This is a genomic window from Citrobacter sp. Ce119, assembly GCF_030334525.1.
GTDB lineage: Bacteria > Pseudomonadota > Gammaproteobacteria > Enterobacterales > Enterobacteriaceae > Citrobacter > Citrobacter europaeus.
Genome location: NZ_JAOWDR010000043.1, coordinates 130,392 through 151,081 on the forward strand (window position 1 = coordinate 130,392; position 20,690 = coordinate 151,081).

The window sequence follows — 20,690 nt, forward strand, 5'->3', positions numbered from 1 at the left end:
AGTCAGATATGTGTATTGGAGTCCCTGGTCAGGTTCTGGCCGTTGGTGAAGATATTCACCAGCTTGCGCAGGTTGAAGTGTGCGGCATTAAACGTGATGTCAATATTGCCCTGATTTGTGAAGGTGATACGGCTGAGCTTGTCGGGCAATGGGTGCTGGTGCACGTAGGGTTCGCCATGAGCATCATTGATGAAGATGAAGCTAAAGCCACGTTAGACGCACTTCGCCGCATGGAGTACGACGTCACCAGCGCGTGATTTTATGCCGGATGGCGCAGCGCTTATCAGGCCCGCGCCTTATATGTAGGCCGGATAAGGCGTTAGCGCCGCCATCCGGCATCTTACGTTAAGCCTGGCGCTTATCTTCGGTATTGGTATCGAAGTCGCTGGCGTCATGGCGTTCATGAAGCTGCTCGTTCAGCGGTCCATTAGTGCGGTTTACAATACGACCACGCTTAACCGCCGGGCGCGCTGCAATCTCTTTTGCCCAGCGCTGCACGTGCTTGTAACTTCCTGCGTCGAGGAACTCTGCCGCGTCGTACACGTTGCCCAGCACCACATTGCCAAACCACGGCCAGACCGCCATATCGGCAATGGTGTATTCATCTCCGGCCACAAACTGATGCTGTGCTAGCTGCTTATCCAGCACGTCGAGTAAGCGCTTGGCTTCCATCGTGAAGCGGTTGATCGCGTACTCGATTTTTACCGGCGCATAGTTATAGAAGTGGCCAAAACCACCGCCGAGGAACGGCGCCGCGCCTTGTAGCCAGAACAGCCAGTTCAGCGTTTCGGTACGTTTTGCCAAATCTTGCGGCAGGAAATAACCATATTTTTCCGCCAGATAGAGCAGAATTGCGCCAGATTCGAAAACGCGAACCGGCGGGTTTTGCGAATGATCGCGCAGCGCCGGGATCTTCGAGTTCGGATTCACTTCAACAAAGCCGCTGGAAAACTGATCGCCATCGCCGATGCGGATAATCCAGGCATCGTATTCTGCGCCTTTCACACCCTGCGCCAGCAGCTCCTCCAGCATAATCGTCACTTTCTGCCCGTTTGGCGTACCCAGCGAATAGAGCTGCAGCGGATGCTTGCCAACCGGCAGCGTTTTTTCGTGGGTGGCACCGGAAACAGGACGGTTGATATTGGCGAAAGCGCCGCCGTTCGATTTTTCCCACGTCCAGACTTTCGCGGGCTGATAGGTATTGTCTGACATATTGACCTGCCTTCTGAGTGGTTGTGTTGATGCAGTGTAGCAGTTAGGTAGAACTCAATTTAACAGATTGGGACTTTATGTCGCTTTGTGCTGAAAGGGGAAGATAAATCTAACCCGTTCATTGTACCCGGTCTGTACTCCATGAAGAGGAAATCAATGTTGGACGGAAATTGCTACCGTATTCACCATCAAAAATTGGCGGTGAATAAGCAGTAATAATGAAAAATGGTGTTCCAGGAGTAAGCGGTTATCAGGGCCCGGCGGGTGGGTGGGGCGCGGTAAAAGCCGTCACTGCTTCGGTGTTTTCGCAAAAGGCTGTCGCCCGTGACATTATCGCGATGTTCAAAATGAACCAGGTGAAAGGGTTCGATTGTCCGGGCTGTGCGTGGCCGGACCCAGGGCACCGTGCGCCAATGGAGTTGTGCGAAAATGGCGTTAAGGCGGTCTCCTGGGAGACAACCAGCAAGAAAGCGTCACCGGAATTTTTCAGCCGTCATCCGGTTTCTACACTCTGGCACTACAGCGATTATGAACTGGAAAATATCGGTCGTTTGACGCATCCAATGAAATACGATGCCTCAACAGACACCTGGCAGGCGGTGGATTGGGATATCGCCTTCCAGGAGATCGGCGAGCGTCTGCGCAGCTATGATTCAGCACAACAGGTTGAGTTTTACACCTCCGGCAGAACATCAAATGAAGCGGCGTTCTTGTATCAGCTGTTTGCCCGCGAATATGGCAGCAGCAACTTCCCTGATTGCTCAAACATGTGCCACGGACCGACCAGCGCAGGGCTAACTCCTGCCATTGGCCTTGGGAAAGGGACCGTTGAACTGGAGGATTTTGACCACTGCGATTTGGTGATTTGTATCGGGCATAACCCCGGCACTAACCATCCACGCATGCTGACCACCTTACGCGACGTTGCCAGGCGTGGCGCTAAAATTATCTCCATCAATCCCCTGGCCGAGCGAGGACTTGAGCGCTTTAGCTTCCCGCAAAGTCCGAAAGAGATGTTCACCGGTCAGGCAACGGAGCTAAGCAACGACTACTACCAGGTAAAAATGGGCGGTGACGCTTCGCTGCTCAAAGGCATCATGAAAGCGCTGATCGAAATGGACGAAGCGCGGATCTTACTGGATCAGCAGCCGACGCTCGATCATGCGTTTATCGAAGAGCATACCGCGGGATATGCAGCGCTGTATGACGACTTACGTCAGCATAACTGGGCGGAGCTGGAGCAGGACTCGGGTCTGACGCGTAGCCAGATGGAAGACCTGGCGCACAGCTACAGTAAATCCAGTGCCACTATCGTTTGTTATGGACTGGGCATCACCCAGCATAAAAACGGCACTGAGAACGTCCAGCAACTGGTAAACCTGCTGCTGCTGAAAGGCAATATGGGTAAGCCGGGCGCGGGGATCTGCCCGTTGCGCGGTCACTCTAACGTGCAGGGCGATCGTTCCGTGGGGATCAACGAAGCGGCGTCCGAAGATTTCCTGCAACGCATTGAGACGCATTTTTCTATCCGCGTTCCGCGCAAACATGGCCGCTCCAGCGTGGAGAGTATTCGCGCCATCGAGCGGGGAGACGCAAAAGCGCTTATCTGCATGGGCGGCAATTTGGCGGTGGCGATGCCGCAACCGCAGCGTACCTTTGCGGCGATGAAAAATCTGGATCTGCAGGTCCATGTGGCGACCAAACTGAACAGGTCGCATCTGCTGCTGGCAAAGCATAACTACCTGCTACCTGCATTAGGCCGAACGGAGCGCGACATGCAGGCAACGGGGATCCAGTCGGTGACCGTCGAAGATTCTATGTCGATGGTTCACGCTTCCTGTGGCGCGCTGAAGCCGGCTTCCCGCTGGCTAAAATCGGAACCCGCGATTGTGGCGGGTATGGCTCGTGCCACGCTACCGCTTTCACCGATCAACTGGGAAGCCTTTACCGGGGACTACACGTTGATCCGTGACGCCATTGAAGCCGTGATCCCGGCGTTCCACGACTACAACGCACGTATTGCCGAGCCGGGTGGATTTCGCATGGATACGCCTGCTTCGCGCCGTGAATGGCGAACGGAGAATGGCAAAGCCAACTTTATCGTCAGCCATCAACGGGCGGTTGAGCGGGAAAATCAGCCTGCTGATGCGCTGGTACTGGCAACGCTGCGTAGTCACGATCAGTACAACACCACTATTTATGGTATGAACGACCGCTATCGTGGCATTGCCGGTCGTCGGGATGTGGTGTTTTTAAGTGCCGAAGAGGCGGCGAGCCGTGGCCTGGACCAGGGCGATGTGGTCAATATTCAGGCGCTGGACGACAACGGCCAGCCCTGCGCGGATCGCATCATGTACGGCTTAACAGTAGTGATTTACAACATGGCTGCGGGCTCAATAGGCGCTTATCTGCCTGAAGCGAATGTCCTGCTTTCGCTGGATGCGGTAGATACACAAAGTTTGACTCCGGCGTATAAAAGCGTACCGATCACCCTGACAAAAGCGTAGTTCCTGCTGTGAATTTTTCGCCTCTGAGCGCCAGTCGCTGCGTTGAGGTGTATGATGATATCGACCTCTGTCCGGTTAGTGTCGCAGAGCAGGTAATCAGAGCGAAAAATTCACGCCAACCTGCTCAGGCTGTATTGTTTTGAGGTAAGGTGCATGAGCAAAGGAACGACCAGTCAGGATGCCCCATTCGGGACATTATTGGGCTACGCCCCAGGCGGCGTAGCAATCTACTCTTCAGATTACAGCTCCCTCGACCCACGGGACTACGACGATGATGCGGCATTTCGCAGCTATATCGACGATGAATACATGGGCCACAAATGGCAGTGCGTAGAGTTCGCACGCCGTTTTCTCTTCCTTAACTATGGCGCGGTCTTCACCGATGTGGGCATGGCCTGGGAGATCTTCTCCTTACGCTTCCTGCGCGAAGTGGTGAATGACAATATCCTGCCGTTACAGGCATTTCCGAATGGTTCGCCCCGCGCGCCGGTAGCAGGCGCTCTGCTTATCTGGCAAAAAGGCGGTGAATTTAAAGATACCGGGCATGTGGCGGTCGTCACCCAGTTGCTGCAAAACAAAATTCGTATTGCCGAACAGAACGTGCTCCATACGCCGCTTCCTCCCGGACAGCAGTGGACCCGCGAACTGGAAATGGTGGTTGAAAACGGGTGTTACACCCTGCGTGATACCTTTGATGACACCACCATTCTTGGTTGGATGATCCAGACCGATGATACCCGAGACAGTTTGCCGCAGCCGGAGATCGCCAATGACTCGCTGAAAATTGGCGGCGCGCGACTGGAAGATAACGGGCAGTTTGACGGTAAATGGCTGGATGAACAGGATCCGCTGCAAAAAGCCTACGTGCTGGCGAACGGCCACGTTATTAATCAGGATCCGCATCAGTACTTCACTATTACCGAGAGTGCCGAACAAGAACTGATCAAAGCCACCAACGAACTGCATCTGATGTATCTGCACGCGACCGACAAGGTGCTGAAAGACGATAACCTGCTGGCGCTGTTCGACATCCCGAAAATCCTCTGGCCGCGCCTGCGCCTTTCCTGGCAGCGTCGTCGGCATCACATGATTACGGGGCGTATGGATTTCTGTATGGATGAACGCGGACTGAAGGTGTATGAGTACAACGCCGATTCCGCATCGTGCCATACTGAAGCCGGTTTGATCCTCGAAAGATGGGCCGAGCGAGGCTACACAGGGCAGGGACACAACCCGGCAGAAGGATTGATCAACGAACTGGCGGGGGCCTGGAAGCACAGCCGCGCGCGACCTTTTGTCCACATCATGCAGGATAAGGATATCGAGGAAAACTATCACGCGCAGTTTATGCAGCAGGCGCTGCGTCAGGCCGGGTTTGACAGCAAAATTCTACGTGGCCTCGATGAGCTACGTTGGGATGACGCCGGTCAGCTGATTGACGGTGACGGTCGCCTGGTGAACTGCGTCTGGAAAACCTGGGCATGGGAAACCGCGATTGAACAGGTGCGAGAGGTCAGCGAAACGGAGTACGCCGCGGTGCCAATTCGTACCGGGCATACGAATCAGGAAGTGCGTTTAATCGACGTGCTGTTGCGCCCGGAAGTGTTGGTTTTCGAACCTCTGTGGACGGTGATCCCTGGCAACAAAGCGATTCTGCCTATTCTGTGGCAACTGTTCCCACATCACCGCTATCTGCTTGATACGGATTTCACTGTTAATGAAGAGCTGGCGAAAACCGGTTATGCGGTGAAACCTATTGCAGGACGTTGTGGCAGCAACATCGATCTGGTGAGCCATCAGGAAGAACTCCTGGATAAAACCAGCGGTAAGTTTGCCGAGCAGAAGAACATTTATCAGCAGCTTTGGTGTCTGCCAAAAGTTGCCGGTAAATATATCCAGGTTTGTACCTTTACCGTAGGTGGTAACTACGGTGGTACCTGCCTGCGCGGCGACGAGTCGCTGGTAATTAAAAAAGAGAGCGATATCGAGCCGCTGATTGTGGTGAAGGAAGAGTAATCTTTTTGCGTATTCTCAATTAAATTGTAAAAAGCCGGAGTATATCTCCGGCTTTTATTATTTATAGTTAAATTGGCTGTAATTATAAATTAATAATCAATATCGTTTATGCATATGGCTGTAAATATATTTTGCAATTATGTATTTTAATTTAAAGGTATTTATTTGATGAATGTATTTAAGGTTAATTAATTCCTGTCGCTTGTATTAGATAAATGATTTCTTGATTTTATTTTTAAATAAGTAATGCTAATATGTTATTTGGTGTATTAGTGATATTGATCATGTTTTCTCTCGGGGAATATATCGGATTACGTCGGCATACTAATTATAATCATTAATTGTCATTAACATTCATTGTTGACGGCTCACAGAAATGACGTTGTAAGAAACACGTTGAGCGATTGGAAAATGCTCCGTTAGGAAACGCAAAATATCGGCTGGAATCGCCGGTCTGAGAGGGACGTATGGGTGACAGTTTTCAGAATGAAGTGCCGACGGCACGCGTTAATATCAAGTTAGATTTACATACCGGAGGCGTTCAAAAAAAGGTTGAATTGCCGTTAAAACTTTTGACCGTAGGTGATTTCAGTAATGGTAGAGAACAACGACCACTATCTGAACGTGAAAAGGTTGATATTAATAAGAATAATTTCAATGATGTGTTAGCTAAGTTCTCACCAGTGGTTAATCTGAGTGTTAAAAATACGTTGGCTGGTGATGACAGAAAGGACGATATTAACCTTACCTTTAAAAATATCCGCGATTTTGAACCCGAGCAGGTCGCACGAAATATCCCCCAATTACGCGTTCTGTTGGCTATGCGTAACCTACTTCGTGACCTGAAATCAAACTTACTTGATAACGCTGCTTTTCGTCGCGAGCTGGAAATTATCCTTAAAGATCCAGCCCTGAGTCAGGAACTGCGTGATGAACTGGCAACCATGATGCCAGAAGAGATTTAACGCTATACAGGGTTTCCTCCGCTCAATTGGCAGGAATAGTAAAGGATCATAAAAGGAATATGTTGATGTCTGTTCAGGAACATACCTCTTCAGTCGCGACCACCACGACCAGTGAACGCAGCGTTTATCAATCCCTCTTTGACAAAATTAATCTTTCCCCGGTTTCGACATTAAAAAATGTTGATGCTTGGCAGAGTGATGAAGCGCTTTCTGACGCCGCTCCCGCTGAACGCGTGACTGCTGCTATTCAGGTTCTGGTTTCATGTCTGGCGGATGCTGCGCAGCCCGTAGAGCGCCTGGATAAAACGCTGCTCGATGAGCAAATTGCTCGTCTTGATAAGCAGATTAGCGATCAGGTCAATGAAGTTATGCACCATGCTGAATTTCAGAAGCAAGAATCGCTCTGGCGTGGTTTGCATTCGATGATCACCGGCATTGATTTTCGCCGAAATGTCCGTGTAGAAATGATGGATATCAGCAAGGATGCGCTGCGTGATGACTTTGACGATGCGCCGGAGCTTATCCAGAGCGGGTTATACCGCCATGTTTATATTGAAGAATACGATCAGCCTGGCGGCGAACCCATTGCGGCAATGATTTCAGCGTACGAATTTGATAACAGTCCGCAGGATATTGCACTGCTGCGCAATATTTCTGGCGTGTCGGCGGCCTGTCATATGCCGTTCATTGGTTCCGTTGGGCCGAAATTCTTCTTGAAAGAAAATATGGAAGAAGTCGCAGCTATAAAAGATATCAATGATTATTTCGAACGTGCTGAATACATCAAGTGGAAAGCATTTCGTGATAGCGACGATTCACGCTATATCGGGCTAACTATGCCGCGTGTCCTGGGTCGTTTACCGTATGGCCCTGATACCGTGCCGGTACGCAGTTTTAACTATGTTGAAGAAGTTAAGGGTCCGGATCACGAAAAGTATCTATGGACCAGCGCCTCTTTCTCTTTCGCTGTGAATATGGTGAAAAGTTTTATCAAGAATGGCTGGTGCGTCCAGATCCGTGGGCCACAGGCAGGCGGCGCGGTGAAAGATTTGCCTATCCATTTGTACGATCTGGGTACCGGTAATCAGGTGAAGATCCCGTCTGAGGTGATGATTCCGGAAACCCGGGAGTTTGAATTCGCCAACCTCGGTTTTATTCCGCTTTCTTATTATAAGAATCGTGATTACGCCTGTTTCTTCTCTGCTAACTCGGCTCAAAAACCTGCTCAGTTTGATACTCCGGAAGCGACGGCTAACAGTCGGATTAACTCTCGTTTGCCGTATATCTTCTTGCTTTCTCGTATCGCTCATTACCTGAAAATACTGCAGCGAGAAAATATTGGAACGACCAAAGATCGCCGCCTGCTTGAGCTTGAACTTAATAACTGGCTGCGCAGTCTGGTAACCGAAATGACCGATCCTGGCGATGACTTGCAGGCATCACACCCGCTGCGAGATGGGCGTGTCGTGGTGGAGGATATTGAGGATAACCCAGGTTTCTTCCGTGTGCGCCTGTATGCCATTCCTCATTTCCAGGTTGAAGGTATGGACGTCAGCTTGTCGTTAGTTTCACAAATGCCTAAGTCGAAATCTTAACGACGCAGCGCACAGGAGGTGCGATGAAGATCTATCGTCCGTTATGGAGCGAGGGGGCCTTTCTGGCTCCCCAGCAGTTTCAGCAACAGACACGTTGGGATGCCTATGTAGCTGACGTTGTTGCTCACATGTCGCTTTCATCACCGTGGGGCGTCATCAGCGCGGAGTTTGATGAAAGTGCGCTAACGGTTTCTCGTTTGAATCCCGTTAATCTGGTTGTGCGCTTTCCTGACGGTACGTTAGTGGATACAGGTATTTCAGATAACCTGCCTCCGGCGTGTGATTTATCGCATCTTACTGGTTACAGCAGCGTTGATATTGTCCTCGCGTTGCCGCTGCTTTCGGCTAATGGCGGCAATCTTTCATCAGGCAACGGCGTTAGCCGTCCGTGTCGCTGGCAGCAGGAGTGGCTGCCAGTACAGGATCTCGCAGGTCAGGAACGGACTGATATGGCAGTGCTGCGGCATGCTATCACCCTCCGCTATGCCCATGACGATAACAGCGCTTACCTGACTTGCCCGGTAGCTTGCCTTATTCGTAATGCTCAGGGGCAATGGGAGCTGGGACGCGATTTTTTACCCCCATCGCTTTCACTCTCAGCCAGCCCCTCATTAATCAATTCGCTCAGTGATTTGGTGCATCGTATCCAGGCTCGTTGTCGACGCCTGATGGCCTTGCGCCGCGAAAGTAACGAACGGATGGCGGATTTTGCGGTAGCAGATGTTTCGTTGTTTTGGTTGCTGAATGCGCTTAATAGCTCAGAGCCCGTTCTGAAAGAAATGCTGCAAAACCCAGGCCGTCATCCCGAACTTTTGTGGCGTGAGCTAGCGCGGTTAGCGGGCAGTCTGCTGACCTTTTCATTAGAAAATGATGTCAGCGTTGTGCCTCCATACCAGCACGCCAATCTGCAGCAGGTATTCCCACCCCTGTTTGCACTCCTGGTGGAACTGCTGGAGGCCAGCCTGCCATCTCGCGTTGTCGCTATTGAACTGACGCAGGAGAGACAGTTCTGGTATGGCGCATTGTCGGATGCTCGACTGCGTGAAGGCGCTGATTTTTACCTTTCCGTTCGTTCGGATCTTCCTGCGCATGTCCTCCTAACGCAATTTCCACAGCTCTGTAAAGCAGGGAGCCGGGCAGATGTATCTGATGTCGTCAATGTGGCACTTAGCGGTATTCCATTAAAACCGCTGACGCATGTACCTGCAGCCATCCCGTTACGACTGGAAAATCAATACTTTGCTCTTGAGATTAATCATCCAGCAGCCCAGGCCATGCTGGACGCCGGTAATTGCGCTTTCTATGTGCCGGGAACACTGGGAGAGATTCAACTTGAGTTATTCGCTGTATTAAGGGATTGAAATGTATAAGGATATTGATCAGGTGTTCTGGCCAACCTGGCTTGCTGTCAGCCAGTTACGCGGCGGATCGGAAGTCGACGATGGGGCGGCTTTCTATCGCCGGGCCTGCCAATGGGTTGATTCTGCGCGTGAGACATTGCGTGACATGGGGTTCAGCGAACACAGCGTTGAACACATGCTCTACACGCAATGTGCGTTACTGGATGAAAGCGTGTTGAACCGCAACCGGCAGGATAGCGGTTATATTACCTGGCTTGCGACACCTTTACAGGCCCGCTTTTTCAACACCACCAATGCCGGGGAAGAACTCTGGGAGCGCATCCGTACCGTTCTGCGCGAGCCCGTTCCTGATACCGCCGTATTAACCTGCTTTTATCGCGCAATCACGCTCGGTTTTGTGGGGCGCTATCGCGAGCAAGGTGACGAACGTCGTGAAGATGTTCTTGAAGCGCTGGCGGCTCAGGCGATGCCTTTTAAATTAAAGCACGATGCGCCGGTAATTATGCGGGCTTCCGGCTTTTCTGGCGGTAAGCGCCGCTGGTGGCTGGCATGGATTGTCGGCGCGGTGGCGCTGGGTGCTTTGTGGTTAACATTTTCTCATGTCTTACAAGGGCAGATTGCTCAGCTTATTGGGCAGGGTTAAGACATGGCTCAGTTGCGAGGGATCGTTAACTATGTGCTGGCAACCGTCCTGGCTTTGTTGCTGGTCTGGGGATTCAGTCCGTTAAGTGCGGGTGTCCGGGGCGGCCTTACCGTCTTTATTATACTGTTTTCCATTCCGGGGATCGTTTATGGCTGGCGTCAATATGGTCGGTTGAAGTCTGCTCATTCGGCTCATGAAGTTCCGCTCCCTCCGGAGAGTTTCAGTGGGCCTGTTGTGCTGGTGTGTGGAGATAATGCCCCTTTGTTTACCGGACGCGGCGATTCTTGCGAGAGTTCGCAGGGCTGGTATTTATCTGTCCAATCCCCAGAGCATTATATTGCTCTGGTTCGTCAGATAGCTGTGCAGCGTCCGGGGCTTCTTATGCGCGTTTCCGTGATGCTGGCATTGATCCCGGAACGGCATAATGATGAAGACGCGCTTAAGCACATGCTGCTCAGTTGGCGGCGTGTGGTGACCCAGAGTCGGCGTTGGTTATCAGGTATACCGCCGTTTTGGCTGTGCTGTTGGTTGAATTCGCCTCAATGCAATGAGGCTGTACGTTGGTTTATTCGAACGCCCCAGGATGCAGAAGTGCAGTCGGCTATGGGATTAGACGATTTTGTTCCTTTCTCTTCGCAAGAGCGCCCGGCTCGCCATTCTCATCTTACACATGCAGTGTGGTTAGATAATTTACTCGGCTGGCTGAAGAGGGTGCAAGGCGATACGGAGCGCCACGCTCCACCTCTTTTTTCTGCTTTACGGGTGGTATGTTTCACCTCATTAGCGGTCTGCGAAAATAATCTGTGGCAACGGCATATCACTGCGCAAACAACACTTTCCCCTGCGACGTCAGCAGTGTCCGAGCTGCTGCCTTTTCCTGATTTAGCGCTGCCTTTTTTATCTCGCCGTCGGGCGCTGACAGCATTTCAACGTACGGTGGGCGTAAGTGGTCTGCTATGCGGTATTTTTGTCGGACTGGCGATGACGTGCAGCTTTATCAATAACCAACATCTCATCAGGATCACAAACGATCATCTGACGTTATACCGCCATCTTACCGGTAATCCTGTTGAGCCAAAGGTTCAGGCACAGGATCAGCTTCGTCGTGATGCGCAGCGTCTCGATCGCTGGTATCAGCGCGGTGAACCCCTTTCTCTTTCAATGGGATTGTATCAGGGGATGAGATTGATCCCGCCTTTGCTGGCCGCCATCAGCGACTGGCTGCCACCTGAAAAACCAAAAGTGACCTCTCCGCAAACCGTACGCCTGGACAGTATGTCGCTGTTTGATACGGGCAAATGGGCGTTAAAAGCAGGCTCAACAAAAGTACTCATTGGGGCTTTGGTTAATATCAAAGCCAAGCCCGGTTGGCTGATAGTCATCGCCGGACATACCGATGATGTGGGTGACGATAAATCTAATCAGCAGCTCTCTCTCAAACGCGCGGAATCTGTTCGCGACTGGATGCGTGATACCGGTGACGTCGCGGAGAGTTGTTTTGCCGTTCAGGGTTACGGCGAATTACGTCCCTACAAAAACAACGATACGCCGGAGGGTCGGGCTGCCAACCGCCGTGTAGAGATCAGTCTGGTACCGCAGGCTGATGCCTGTCGGGTGCCGGGCATGAAGGAACCGTCACCGCAAAGCGGTGACGCATTAGCGAAGTAAAAATGGAGAAAGAGTTATGGCAATTCCAGTCTACCTTTGGCTGAAAGATGACGGCGGCGCGGATATTAAAGGCTCTGTTGATGTAAAAGATCGTGTGGGCAGTATCGAAGTAGTAGCTCAGGAACATAACCTGTACATCCCTACCGATAACAACACCGGTAAGTTGACCGGGACGCGCATTCATACCCCGTTCCTTTTCACTAAGGAAATCGATGCCTCCAGCCCGTATCTGTACAAGGCTGTAACTACCGGTCAGACCCTGCGCCAGGCCGAGTTTAAATGGTATCGCATCAATGATGCGGGTCAGGAAGTGGAATACTTCAACACCACTCTGCACAACGTGAAAGTGGTGAAAGTAAACCCTGTGATGTACGACATCAAAGATCCCGCTAAAGAGAAGCATAACCACCTGGAACAGATTGAACTGCGCTACGAGAAGATCGTCTGGACGTATAAGGATGGCAACATTATCCATTCTGACGCCTGGAACGAGCGTACCACCGCGTAATGCACTAACGGATGAGGATTTCCTCATCCGTTTTTTTTATGCCCTCTGCTAAGCGTCCGGGGCGGGGTTTAGCAGAGAGTATCAACGTCACTATTACCTTATGGGCATTGGATTACGGCCACGGGCGGTAGCGTGCCTGAATACAGGGAGCCAGGAAGCAAATGGAACACCAGTCAGCAGTGTTATTACGACGTCTCAACCCCTATTGCGCCCAGGCGCTCGAAGCGGCGGCATCGTTATGTCAGACGCGCGCGCATGCAGAAATCACTCCCGAACACTGGTTACTGAAGCTGTTGGAGCAGGGGGAGGGCGATATGACTGTCATTGCTCGTCGTTATGAATGGGATATCGACAATCTCTGGCAATCGCTGCTGACGCATCTGGATGTTCAGCCTCGTTCCGTGAAAAGCCGCCCGCAGTTGTCTGATGCGCTCCTTTCTTTAATGCAACAAGCGTGGCTGTGTGCCGCAACGGATGAAAATTCGCAGATACGTGGTGTGCATCTACTGATGGCCCTGGTGGGAAAGCCTTCGCTACTGAAGTGTGATGGCCTGTGGCCTCTTCTGAGCGCCGGACATACTCAACTGGAACGCCTCCTGCCGCTATTAAATGTCCAGTCGGATGAACGTCCTGAGAGACAGCAAGAAGCCGCTCTGGCACAGGTTTCTCCTGATGATGAACCACGTCCTGGCCTGGCTGAATCGACGTTATCGCCAGCATTACAAGGCGTTCTCGATAAATTTACGCTGGACGTGACCGCGAAAGCGCGTGCCGGCGATATCGACCCGGTATTTGGTCGCGATAATGAAATCCGGCAAATGGTGGATGTGTTGTCCCGTCGGCGAAAAAATAATCCCATTCTGGTCGGGGAACCCGGTGTCGGCAAAACCGCTCTGGTGGAAGGTCTGGCGCTGCGTATTGCTGAAGGTAACGTGCCGGATAGCCTGAAATCAGTAACATTACGCACGTTGGATCTTGGGCTGTTACAAGCAGGTGCCGGGGTGAAAGGTGAGTTTGAGCAGCGGTTAAAAAATATCATTGATGCCGTTCAGCAATCGCCAACGCCTGTTCTGCTCTTTATCGATGAAGCACACACCATTATTGGGGCCGGTAATCAGGCGGGAGGCGCTGACGCAGCTAATCTGCTAAAACCCGCTCTGGCCAGAGGTGAATTACGAACCATCGCGGCGACCACATGGAGTGAATATAAACAGTATTTTGAGCGCGATGCTGCGCTGGAGCGGCGTTTTCAGATGGTTAAAGTGGATGAGCCGGATGATGACACTGCTTGCTTAATGCTGCGTGGTCTGAAATCACGCTATGCAGAACACCATGGCGTTCACATCACCGACGAAGCGGTTAAAACTGCTGTTACGCTCTCTCGCCGCTATCTTACCGGGCGACAATTACCCGACAAAGCCGTCGATCTGCTGGACACCGCAGGTGCAAGAGTGCGGATGAGCCTTGATACCGTTCCGGAACCACTGACGCGTTTGAAGTCAGAGATCACCGCGCTTGAAATTGAAAAGCAGGCATTGCTTGCAGACCTCGCGGTAGGAAATGGTCAGCATGGTGAAAGGCTGGCCACCATTGAACAGCGTGAAAATCGTCTGCTTGTCGAACTGGATGAACGCGAAACCCAGTATGGTCAGGAATTAACGCTCACTGAGCAACTGCTGGCCAGCCGCCGTGATATTTCTCGTCAGGCGGAAACGGTTGAATTGCAACTGCAGCTAAGTATGCTTCAGCAGGGCCATCCTTTGCTGTTTCCGGATGTAGACGCGCGCACCGTTGCTACGGTAATTGCCGACTGGACCGGTGTACCATTGTCATCATTAATGAAGGACTCCCAGGCAGACTTGCTGACGCTTGAAACCCAGATGGGAGAACGCGTTGTCGGGCAGAATTACGCGCTGAATGCGATCGCACAGCGGTTGCGGGCATCAAAAACAGGACTGACGCCGGAAAACGGCCCGCAGGGTGTGTTCCTGCTTACTGGACCAAGTGGAACCGGCAAAACGGAGACGGCGCTGGTCCTGGCTGACATTCTGTTTGGTGGTGAAAAATCGCTGATCACGATTAATTTGTCTGAATATCAGGAGCCGCACACCGTGAGCCAGCTAAAAGGCTCACCTCCGGGATATGTGGGTTATGGTCAGGGAGGGATCCTGACCGAGGCGGTGCGAAAACGCCCCTATAGCGTGGTACTGTTGGATGAAGTAGAAAAAGCGCATCGCGACGTCATGAATCTGTTTTACCAGGTATTTGACCGTGGTTTCATGCGTGACGGCGAAGGCCGTGAAATTGATTTTCGCAATACCGTTATTTTGATGACCTCCAATCTTGGCGGCGACGCTGTAATGCAGATGCTGGAAGAACAGCCGGAAACCACAGAGTCTGAGTTGCACGAACTGCTGCGCCCACTTTTGCGCGATCACTTCCAGCCAGCGCTACTGGCCCGCTTCCAGACGATTATCTACCATCCGCTCAGTGAATCTGCGCTACGTACGATTGTACAAATGAAACTGGATCAGGTTAGCCAGCGATTACTGCGTCACTACGGCATCACCACGACGATATCCGAGAGCCTTTTTGATGCCCTGACCGCCGCTTGCCTGCTACCGGATACGGGGGCGAGGAATATTGATAGTCTGCTCAATCAACAAATCTTACCTGTGCTTAGCCAGCAGTTGTTAACGTATCTTTCCCGGCAGCAAAAACCTCAGCAGCTTACTTTGAGTTGGCATGATGAAGAGGGAATGATGCTGGAGTTTAATGATGAGTAAACGTAACGATATTATTGAACCTTCCGAGTGGACATCGGATCGTAAAACAGGGCTTGTTTATAGCGAAATATTGGGATGGATAGATATAGGCCATGCACAGGGAAGTGATATTAAAAACCTACTGATAGATATAAAACGAGGTGAATCAGGCCGTGATGGTTATTATGAAGTCATTTATAGCCAAAAGATGTTTGTATATCATCGCCAGTTTGGTACAGGAAAGTTTGTTAAGTGGCGTATCAAACAAGGTTTATCTGCATGTGAGAAAAACAGCGTTGCGTTAGCCATGATGATGACGACTGCACGCTTGTTTGAAAGTTTGCAATCTAATTTGTGTTTTAGTTGGTATACCGACAGTGGTTTTAGCGGAGAGGACCTTACCTCCGATCTTTTAGGCTTCTATCGGGCAATTCTTCCCTCAGACTACCAGTCAAGACTGAGGCTCGTCAGTAAAGAGCAGGCCCTGAGTAGATGGGATTTTTATGGGCCGATAGGCAATTATAAGAATAAAGGCTTTTTACCATTACTGTTTCCAGAACCCATGGATAACTGTGCTGTGCATAAACCCTATAAGGGAAGCTTACCTTCGTTTATGACATGGGTGCAACCGTGGAGTGATTTCACTTCTGGTCGGGTAGAAGTTATCACCGGGGATGGCGGTTATTATTCATTTTTGTCGAGGTGAATGGTAATGAGCTACTTTAAAATAATACTGGTGACGATTGTTTTGATTTTCTTGTCACCGATGTTAATACCCTGGCCAGATAAATTAGAATATCGGGAAAGCGATCTTTTTGACTACTATTTCTACACCGATGTTGATATCAAGCAGGCTCCAAGGATATCAAATAATTATTGCTTTGAATATATTTCTCCTGATGGAAGTACACGGGAAACAAATCTTATTGTTTTTCGCGGTGGTGATGTAGGCATTATTCGTAATTATCTAACAGGTCTTGGCTTTCATCTTTATGATTATAGTAATAATGGAAGGGAAGAGCTTTGGATATCAAATGATAATCGTCAATTTACATTTTCTATTGTCACTAATGAGAAAACGGATTTGGTTAGTCTGATAAAAACAATGCGTTGAGCGCAGTTTTTATTATCTGAAAAATAGCTCTTTATAAAATAACAAGGGTTAAATATATGGGAATGTCTGAATCACTGGGTGGCGGGATTTCATTTATAAATGAAAATACATTAAACCGTTATCAATTGTATATCCCTTCATGCAAATCTGTACTGGATGTTATTAGCTTTAATGGTACAGAGGAAATGAGTTCATTGTATCGATACGTAGTAAATTTTTCCAGCCATGATAAAGACATTGCAGCAGAGTCGATACTTAGAAAATCAACAACATTGACCATGGGAATGGGGAAGTTAAGTGAGTTAACTGCCCGCAAAATGGTACATGGTATTGTAACATCTTTCCATCGTATCAGTGGTTCAAAAGACCAGGCAACCTATCAGTTAATCATTGAACCCTTTGTCGCGTTGCTGAAAAACCAATTTCGTACACATCGTTTCTTTATTAATATGTCAGTTCCGGAAGTTGTTACTCAAATTTTACAGGAACATGGTTTAAAAGACTGGGAATATAATTTTGATTTGGTAATGGAATATCCAAAAAGAGAGCAAATTAATCAGTATCAGGAGAGTGATCTGGTTTTTATTGAACGCCTGCTCTCTGAAGTTGGGATTTTCTTCTTCTTTAGGCTTCAGCCTGATGCTGGCACTGAGGTGATCTATTTTGCTGACAAACAAAGCGCATGGGAGTTTGGCAAAACATTACCGCTGAATAGTCCCTCCGGAATGAATGACAATGGCATCGACTCAGTCTGGGATATACAGTTCCAACAGTCTGCGGTGCAGGCATCGGTTACTGCCGGGGATTATAACCATCGCCAGGCTCAGAAAATATTATTTTCTGCACAAACCGATATGACTTACGGTGAAGGTGACGAGGTGACTTATGGGGATGTTTACCACTATCGCCCACGCCATCTTGAAACGGGTGATAAGGTTTCGCCGGCGCCTGAGACAGGAAATTTTTGGGCGCGTCTGGAACATGAGCGTTATCTCTCCTCACAAGCGACAATCTCTGGATTATCAACCGATGTAAGCCTCAGCCCGGCTCAGGTCCTGAATATTACGGAATCCACACCTGTCCCAACGCTTCCTGTCAGTGTGCGTAACAGCTTGCTGGTTACGGCGGTTTCATTCAGCGCAAGCCGCAAGGAAGCGCTACAAGTGGTGTTGATGGCGACCATTTACAGTGAAACGCGCTGTTGGAGACCTCCACTCAAACCGCGACCAGTAATTAGCGGTACGCTAATGGCACGTGTTTCAAGCCCGAAAAAGAATGATGAATATGCTCATTTAAATCAGAGCGGGCTTTATTGGGTTAAGTTTGATGCGGACCGCGATGCTAAACAACAGGGCTACGAAAGTATGCCAGTACGCCTTGCCAAACCCTACGGCGGCGACACTTACGGTATTCACTTCCCGCTGATACAGGGCACAGAAGTGGCGGTGGCGTTCCATGAAGGGGACCCGGACCGGCCCTATATCGCCCATGCGCTGCATGACTCCCGGCATCCGGACCACGTGACACAGGCAAACCATACCCGCAACGTCATCCGCACGCCCGCGAACAACAAGCTGCGCATGGAAGACAAACGGGGTGAGGAGCACGTCAAACTCAGTACCGAGTATGGCGGGAAAACGCAGCTTAACCTGGGGCATAACGTTGATGCGGGGCGTGCGCTGCGGGGAGAGGGCTTTGAACTGCGTACAGACCAGTGGGGAGCTATTCGGGCTGGGAAGGGGATCTTTATCAGTGCCGATCGTCAGGAACTGGCTGGAGGTTTGCAGTTAGATATGCATGAAGCAGTAGCTAACTTACAAGCTGCGCTTCAGGATGCGAAAGGTATTCGCTCTGCGGCAGAAAAAGCGAAAGCAGAACTGGCTGATATAGAGAGGCAAAAAGCGTTGTTAATGGAGTCTATGACAGACCTCAAGAAACAGGCTTTACTTTTCTCTGCCCCTGCTGGTATAGCGCAGGTAACGCCCGCCAGTATCCAACTCTCATCGGGTGATAATGTCATTGTGACCTCTGGAGCGGACACCGATGTCAGTGTCGCTAAAAAATTCCGCCTTGGTGTGAAAGAAACAATAAGTCTTTTCGCTCAGTGGATGGGGATTAAGATTTTCGCCAGCAAAGGAAAAGTGGAAATTCAGGCGCAGGGAGATGCAATGGATCTGCTGGCAAAGAAAACGCTGAGTATAGCCAGCAAGGATGAGCAGGTGATCATTACCGCAGCGACAGAGTTAGTGCTCAGTTGTGGTGGAGCATATATCAGGCTTAAAGATGGCGAAATAGAAGTCGGGACGCCTGGCAACGTTCGCGTAAAGAGTATTGGAATTCAGAAAATGGCACCTGCAACATTGAATGCCAGCATAGAGTTACCGGATCCTTGCGCTACTGCCATTGACGCTGCTGGTGGAACGCAAAGCCCCACAGTGACGCTGGGCTGATGGAGGGCCAATAATGAAGGAATCTTTCATAACTTATGATTACTCTTTACAGGCAATGCAAAATCAGGGGGGGGATATTGGTGAGGAAATATTTAATCATTTCAGAACGCTAAATAGAAATTGTATATTAATGATTGACGCTGCAATTATAAGATTAAGAAATCAAGATTCATCATTCTACAACCAAATAATAGATAGAGGGGTTGTGAGGGTGCCAGTTGCTAATCGTTATCTAACCTCAGAATTTGAGCCATGTTTGGTATCACTGGATTTATCTTTACCTGAAGATTGTAAAATACTACATGAAAGTATTATGCAAGCCCTGAAAGAGATCGAACCTAATGAGATACTGCTGGGTAAGGGTAGGATGATTTGCGGTTGGCTCACTTGCGAAGAAGATATTATCAATCTCGCTGCTTACCTGGGAAAAGTTGCTATCCAACAACGTGATGGTAAAGATGTTTTGCTTCGGTATTATGACCCTGCAATTATGATCTCTCTATTATCTATTCTGGATGATTGGCAACAACAACGTTTGTTAGGACCAGTTGAAGTGTGGAGTTTTATTGATGGCGATGGGCAGTTTATTAATAAAATAAATCAGACTGACAATCAACCTCGGCTTTCATATACGCTCTCGCTGAGTGCTGATAATTGGCATGATATGAATTTTATAGGTATAAAAAATAGGATTATCTGTAATTATCGCTTGGCGCATTTGAGCAGTAAACGTTTCACGGAATCAGCAGTGTTTAAACTATTGCAGCAGTCACTTAAAAGAGCCGGGTTGTGCGCTTTTTCTGATGAAGAAGATCTTATTAAGTGGGGCGAGTGTTCAATTAATATTGCTCCAGAGTTTTATAATCATAGTTTTATAAAAAAATTGCTTGAAATAAACAGCCTAAGTGAGAAGAGAAATTTTACTCAAATCATATCCCATGTCACAGAACAGCAATGGAATGAAATTCGCGCAGATCATTAATTAAGCGATTTACAGTTCGAATATGCAGGAGAACAGGGATGAAAAATCATAAATGTGACTGTATGTCACAGGGACCGGCATTACTGCCCGTACGTTATGCGGTGGTTCCTGAATATATTCAGGAAGCGCTGCCGGCGTGGGCAAAACCAGGAGCGTCGTCTTATCCGGCAGAAAGTGAAAATTATCACTATGCGCTGCGTGCGATGCGCAGGGGCTATATCTATATCTACTATCCATACCTGACGGACTGGGAAGCATGGTCGGTGTGTGATGACGGCAGTTTATGGAAGCAACTGTCGGCGAAAAATGTTCTGGAGAAATCAGAGCCTGACTGTAGGCAGGGAACCTACAGTAACGGCGGAAAGGATTTTCTGACACTGCCATATGAAGTGCTGGAGAATGATATCTGGATAGCATTCACACAGTGTCGCTGGACGGAAAAAACGATGGAGCGTTACGCGGGCGATGACGGGCAACGGCAGAGCAGAATGCAGCGCCTGAGTGCATCAAACTGGACGTCACCACAGACTTCAGAGCAAACGACAGAAGCCACGACAGGCAATCTTGCAGGGGTTCTGGATTACATCGCGCCGCAGGGAAACCAGCTGAGTCCGGCAATGCTGTTACCGTATGGCACCCAGACTAAAATCCGCGTCAGCCAGTGTGCGAGTGAACGCTATGCAATAGTCAAAGAGCCAGCGCCGCAGGAGACATTGTATCCGTGGAAGAGCGGAGTGGCCGGAAACACAATCCGGCAGATGAAGGAACGGGGAGTGAAGGCAGATGGTTCCCCTGTCACGCCGTTGCTGATGGCGCTGCATGATGCAACAGGGATAACGCATGAGCTGACGGGATGGACGAATGATGTCCTGGCGATGGCGAAGATATTTGGTGAAGAACGCGC

General features: G+C 49.8%; 16 protein-coding genes. 15 read left to right on the forward strand and 1 reads right to left on the reverse strand.

Annotated elements, in window-relative coordinates; genetic code table 11:
* Positions 1–8 precede the first annotated feature (8 nt).
* Complete coding sequence (gene hybG, locus OGV80_RS06365; RefSeq protein WP_003024459.1) at positions 9–257, forward strand: hydrogenase maturation factor HybG; 249 nt, start codon at positions 9–11, stop codon at positions 255–257.
* 88 nt (positions 258–345) lie between these two features.
* On the opposite strand, the gene yghU is transcribed toward hybG, so the two are convergent.
* Positions 346–1,212, reverse strand: coding sequence for a glutathione-dependent disulfide-bond oxidoreductase (yghU, locus tag OGV80_RS06370; protein ID WP_003846344.1), 867 nt, complete (start codon positions 1,210–1,212; stop codon positions 346–348).
* A gap of 218 nt (positions 1,213–1,430) precedes the next feature.
* On the opposite strand from yghU, the gene OGV80_RS06375 reads away from it, so the two are divergent.
* The 14 genes from OGV80_RS06375 to OGV80_RS06440 form a co-directional block, all read left to right on the forward strand.
* Entirely contained in the window at positions 1,431–3,719 is a 2,289-nt protein-coding gene (locus OGV80_RS06375) for an FdhF/YdeP family oxidoreductase (protein WP_286514178.1), read from the forward strand.
* Positions 3,720–3,872: 153 nt separating this feature from the next.
* The gene (gss, locus tag OGV80_RS06380; protein WP_286514181.1) at positions 3,873–5,735 is read left to right on the forward strand and encodes a bifunctional glutathionylspermidine amidase/synthase; all 1,863 of its coding nucleotides are present in this window, start codon (positions 3,873–3,875) and stop codon (positions 5,733–5,735) included.
* A 467-nt stretch (positions 5,736–6,202) separates the two neighbouring features.
* Positions 6,203–6,700 (forward strand): type VI secretion system contractile sheath small subunit, encoded by a 498-nt coding sequence (tssB, locus tag OGV80_RS06385; RefSeq protein ID WP_043017609.1) that lies wholly within the window; start codon positions 6,203–6,205, stop codon positions 6,698–6,700.
* A gap of 65 nt (positions 6,701–6,765) precedes the next feature.
* Positions 6,766–8,295, forward strand: coding sequence for a type VI secretion system contractile sheath large subunit (gene tssC, locus OGV80_RS06390; RefSeq protein WP_043017608.1), 1,530 nt, complete (start codon positions 6,766–6,768; stop codon positions 8,293–8,295).
* A gap of 23 nt (positions 8,296–8,318) precedes the next feature.
* A complete protein-coding gene (tssK, locus tag OGV80_RS06395; RefSeq protein WP_043017607.1) occupies positions 8,319–9,656 on the forward strand; it encodes a type VI secretion system baseplate subunit TssK in 1,338 nt (445 codons plus the stop codon).
* Position 9,657: 1 nt separating this feature from the next.
* Positions 9,658–10,299: a type VI secretion system protein TssL, short form gene (gene tssL, locus OGV80_RS06400; RefSeq protein WP_181231070.1), complete on the forward strand. Its 642-nt coding sequence runs from the start codon at positions 9,658–9,660 to the stop codon at positions 10,297–10,299.
* 3 nt (positions 10,300–10,302) lie between these two features.
* On the forward strand, positions 10,303–11,967 hold the full coding sequence (locus OGV80_RS06405) for an OmpA family protein (RefSeq protein WP_286514190.1): 1,665 nt from the start codon (positions 10,303–10,305) through the stop codon (positions 11,965–11,967).
* 16 nt (positions 11,968–11,983) lie between these two features.
* The gene (tssD, locus tag OGV80_RS06410; RefSeq protein ID WP_003024437.1) at positions 11,984–12,475 is read left to right on the forward strand and encodes a type VI secretion system tube protein TssD; all 492 of its coding nucleotides are present in this window, start codon (positions 11,984–11,986) and stop codon (positions 12,473–12,475) included.
* Positions 12,476–12,636: 161 nt separating this feature from the next.
* Entirely contained in the window at positions 12,637–15,261 is a 2,625-nt protein-coding gene (gene tssH, locus OGV80_RS06415) for a type VI secretion system ATPase TssH (protein WP_286514193.1), read from the forward strand.
* Entirely contained in the window at positions 15,254–15,946 is a 693-nt protein-coding gene (locus OGV80_RS06420; RefSeq protein ID WP_087051999.1) for a hypothetical protein, read from the forward strand. The genes tssH and OGV80_RS06420 overlap by 8 nt, the downstream gene beginning before the upstream one ends.
* A 6-nt stretch (positions 15,947–15,952) precedes the next feature.
* Positions 15,953–16,354, forward strand: coding sequence for a hypothetical protein (locus tag OGV80_RS06425; protein ID WP_087052000.1), 402 nt, complete (start codon positions 15,953–15,955; stop codon positions 16,352–16,354).
* Between the two features lie 56 nt (positions 16,355–16,410).
* Positions 16,411–18,804, forward strand: a complete 2,394-nt coding sequence (locus OGV80_RS06430; RefSeq protein WP_087052001.1) for a type VI secretion system Vgr family protein — start codon at positions 16,411–16,413, stop codon at positions 18,802–18,804.
* A gap of 13 nt (positions 18,805–18,817) precedes the next feature.
* The gene (locus tag OGV80_RS06435) at positions 18,818–19,786 is read left to right on the forward strand and encodes a DUF4123 domain-containing protein (protein WP_087052002.1); all 969 of its coding nucleotides are present in this window, start codon (positions 18,818–18,820) and stop codon (positions 19,784–19,786) included.
* 38 nt (positions 19,787–19,824) lie between these two features.
* Positions 19,825–20,690 (forward strand): T6SS effector BTH_I2691 family protein (locus OGV80_RS06440; protein ID WP_286514198.1); only part of this gene is annotated, 866 nt, incomplete at its 3' end.

Excerpts from the sequence above, each read along its gene's own strand:
- tssD (WP_003024437.1), top strand. The coding sequence starts at position 11,984 with ATGGCAATTCCAGTCTACCTTTGGCTGAAAGATGACGGCGGCGCGGAT.
- tssL (WP_181231070.1), top strand. The coding sequence starts at position 9,658 with ATGTATAAGGATATTGATCAGGTGTTCTGGCCAACCTGGCTTGCTGTC.
- gss (WP_286514181.1), top strand. The coding sequence starts at position 3,873 with ATGAGCAAAGGAACGACCAGTCAGGATGCCCCATTCGGGACATTATTG.
- OGV80_RS06420 (WP_087051999.1), top strand. The coding sequence starts at position 15,254 with ATGAGTAAACGTAACGATATTATTGAACCTTCCGAGTGGACATCGGAT.
- OGV80_RS06405 (WP_286514190.1), top strand. The coding sequence starts at position 10,303 with ATGGCTCAGTTGCGAGGGATCGTTAACTATGTGCTGGCAACCGTCCTG.
- tssK (WP_043017607.1), top strand. The coding sequence starts at position 8,319 with ATGAAGATCTATCGTCCGTTATGGAGCGAGGGGGCCTTTCTGGCTCCC.
- OGV80_RS06435 (WP_087052002.1), top strand. The coding sequence starts at position 18,818 with ATGAAGGAATCTTTCATAACTTATGATTACTCTTTACAGGCAATGCAA.
- tssH (WP_286514193.1), top strand. The coding sequence starts at position 12,637 with ATGGAACACCAGTCAGCAGTGTTATTACGACGTCTCAACCCCTATTGC.
- OGV80_RS06430 (WP_087052001.1), top strand. The coding sequence starts at position 16,411 with ATGGGAATGTCTGAATCACTGGGTGGCGGGATTTCATTTATAAATGAA.
- yghU (WP_003846344.1), bottom strand. The coding sequence starts at position 1,212 with ATGTCAGACAATACCTATCAGCCCGCGAAAGTCTGGACGTGGGAAAAA.
- tssC (WP_043017608.1), top strand. The coding sequence starts at position 6,766 with ATGTCTGTTCAGGAACATACCTCTTCAGTCGCGACCACCACGACCAGT.
- hybG (WP_003024459.1), top strand. The coding sequence starts at position 9 with ATGTGTATTGGAGTCCCTGGTCAGGTTCTGGCCGTTGGTGAAGATATT.
- OGV80_RS06425 (WP_087052000.1), top strand. The coding sequence starts at position 15,953 with ATGAGCTACTTTAAAATAATACTGGTGACGATTGTTTTGATTTTCTTG.
- OGV80_RS06375 (WP_286514178.1), top strand. The coding sequence starts at position 1,431 with ATGAAAAATGGTGTTCCAGGAGTAAGCGGTTATCAGGGCCCGGCGGGT.
- tssB (WP_043017609.1), top strand. The coding sequence starts at position 6,203 with ATGGGTGACAGTTTTCAGAATGAAGTGCCGACGGCACGCGTTAATATC.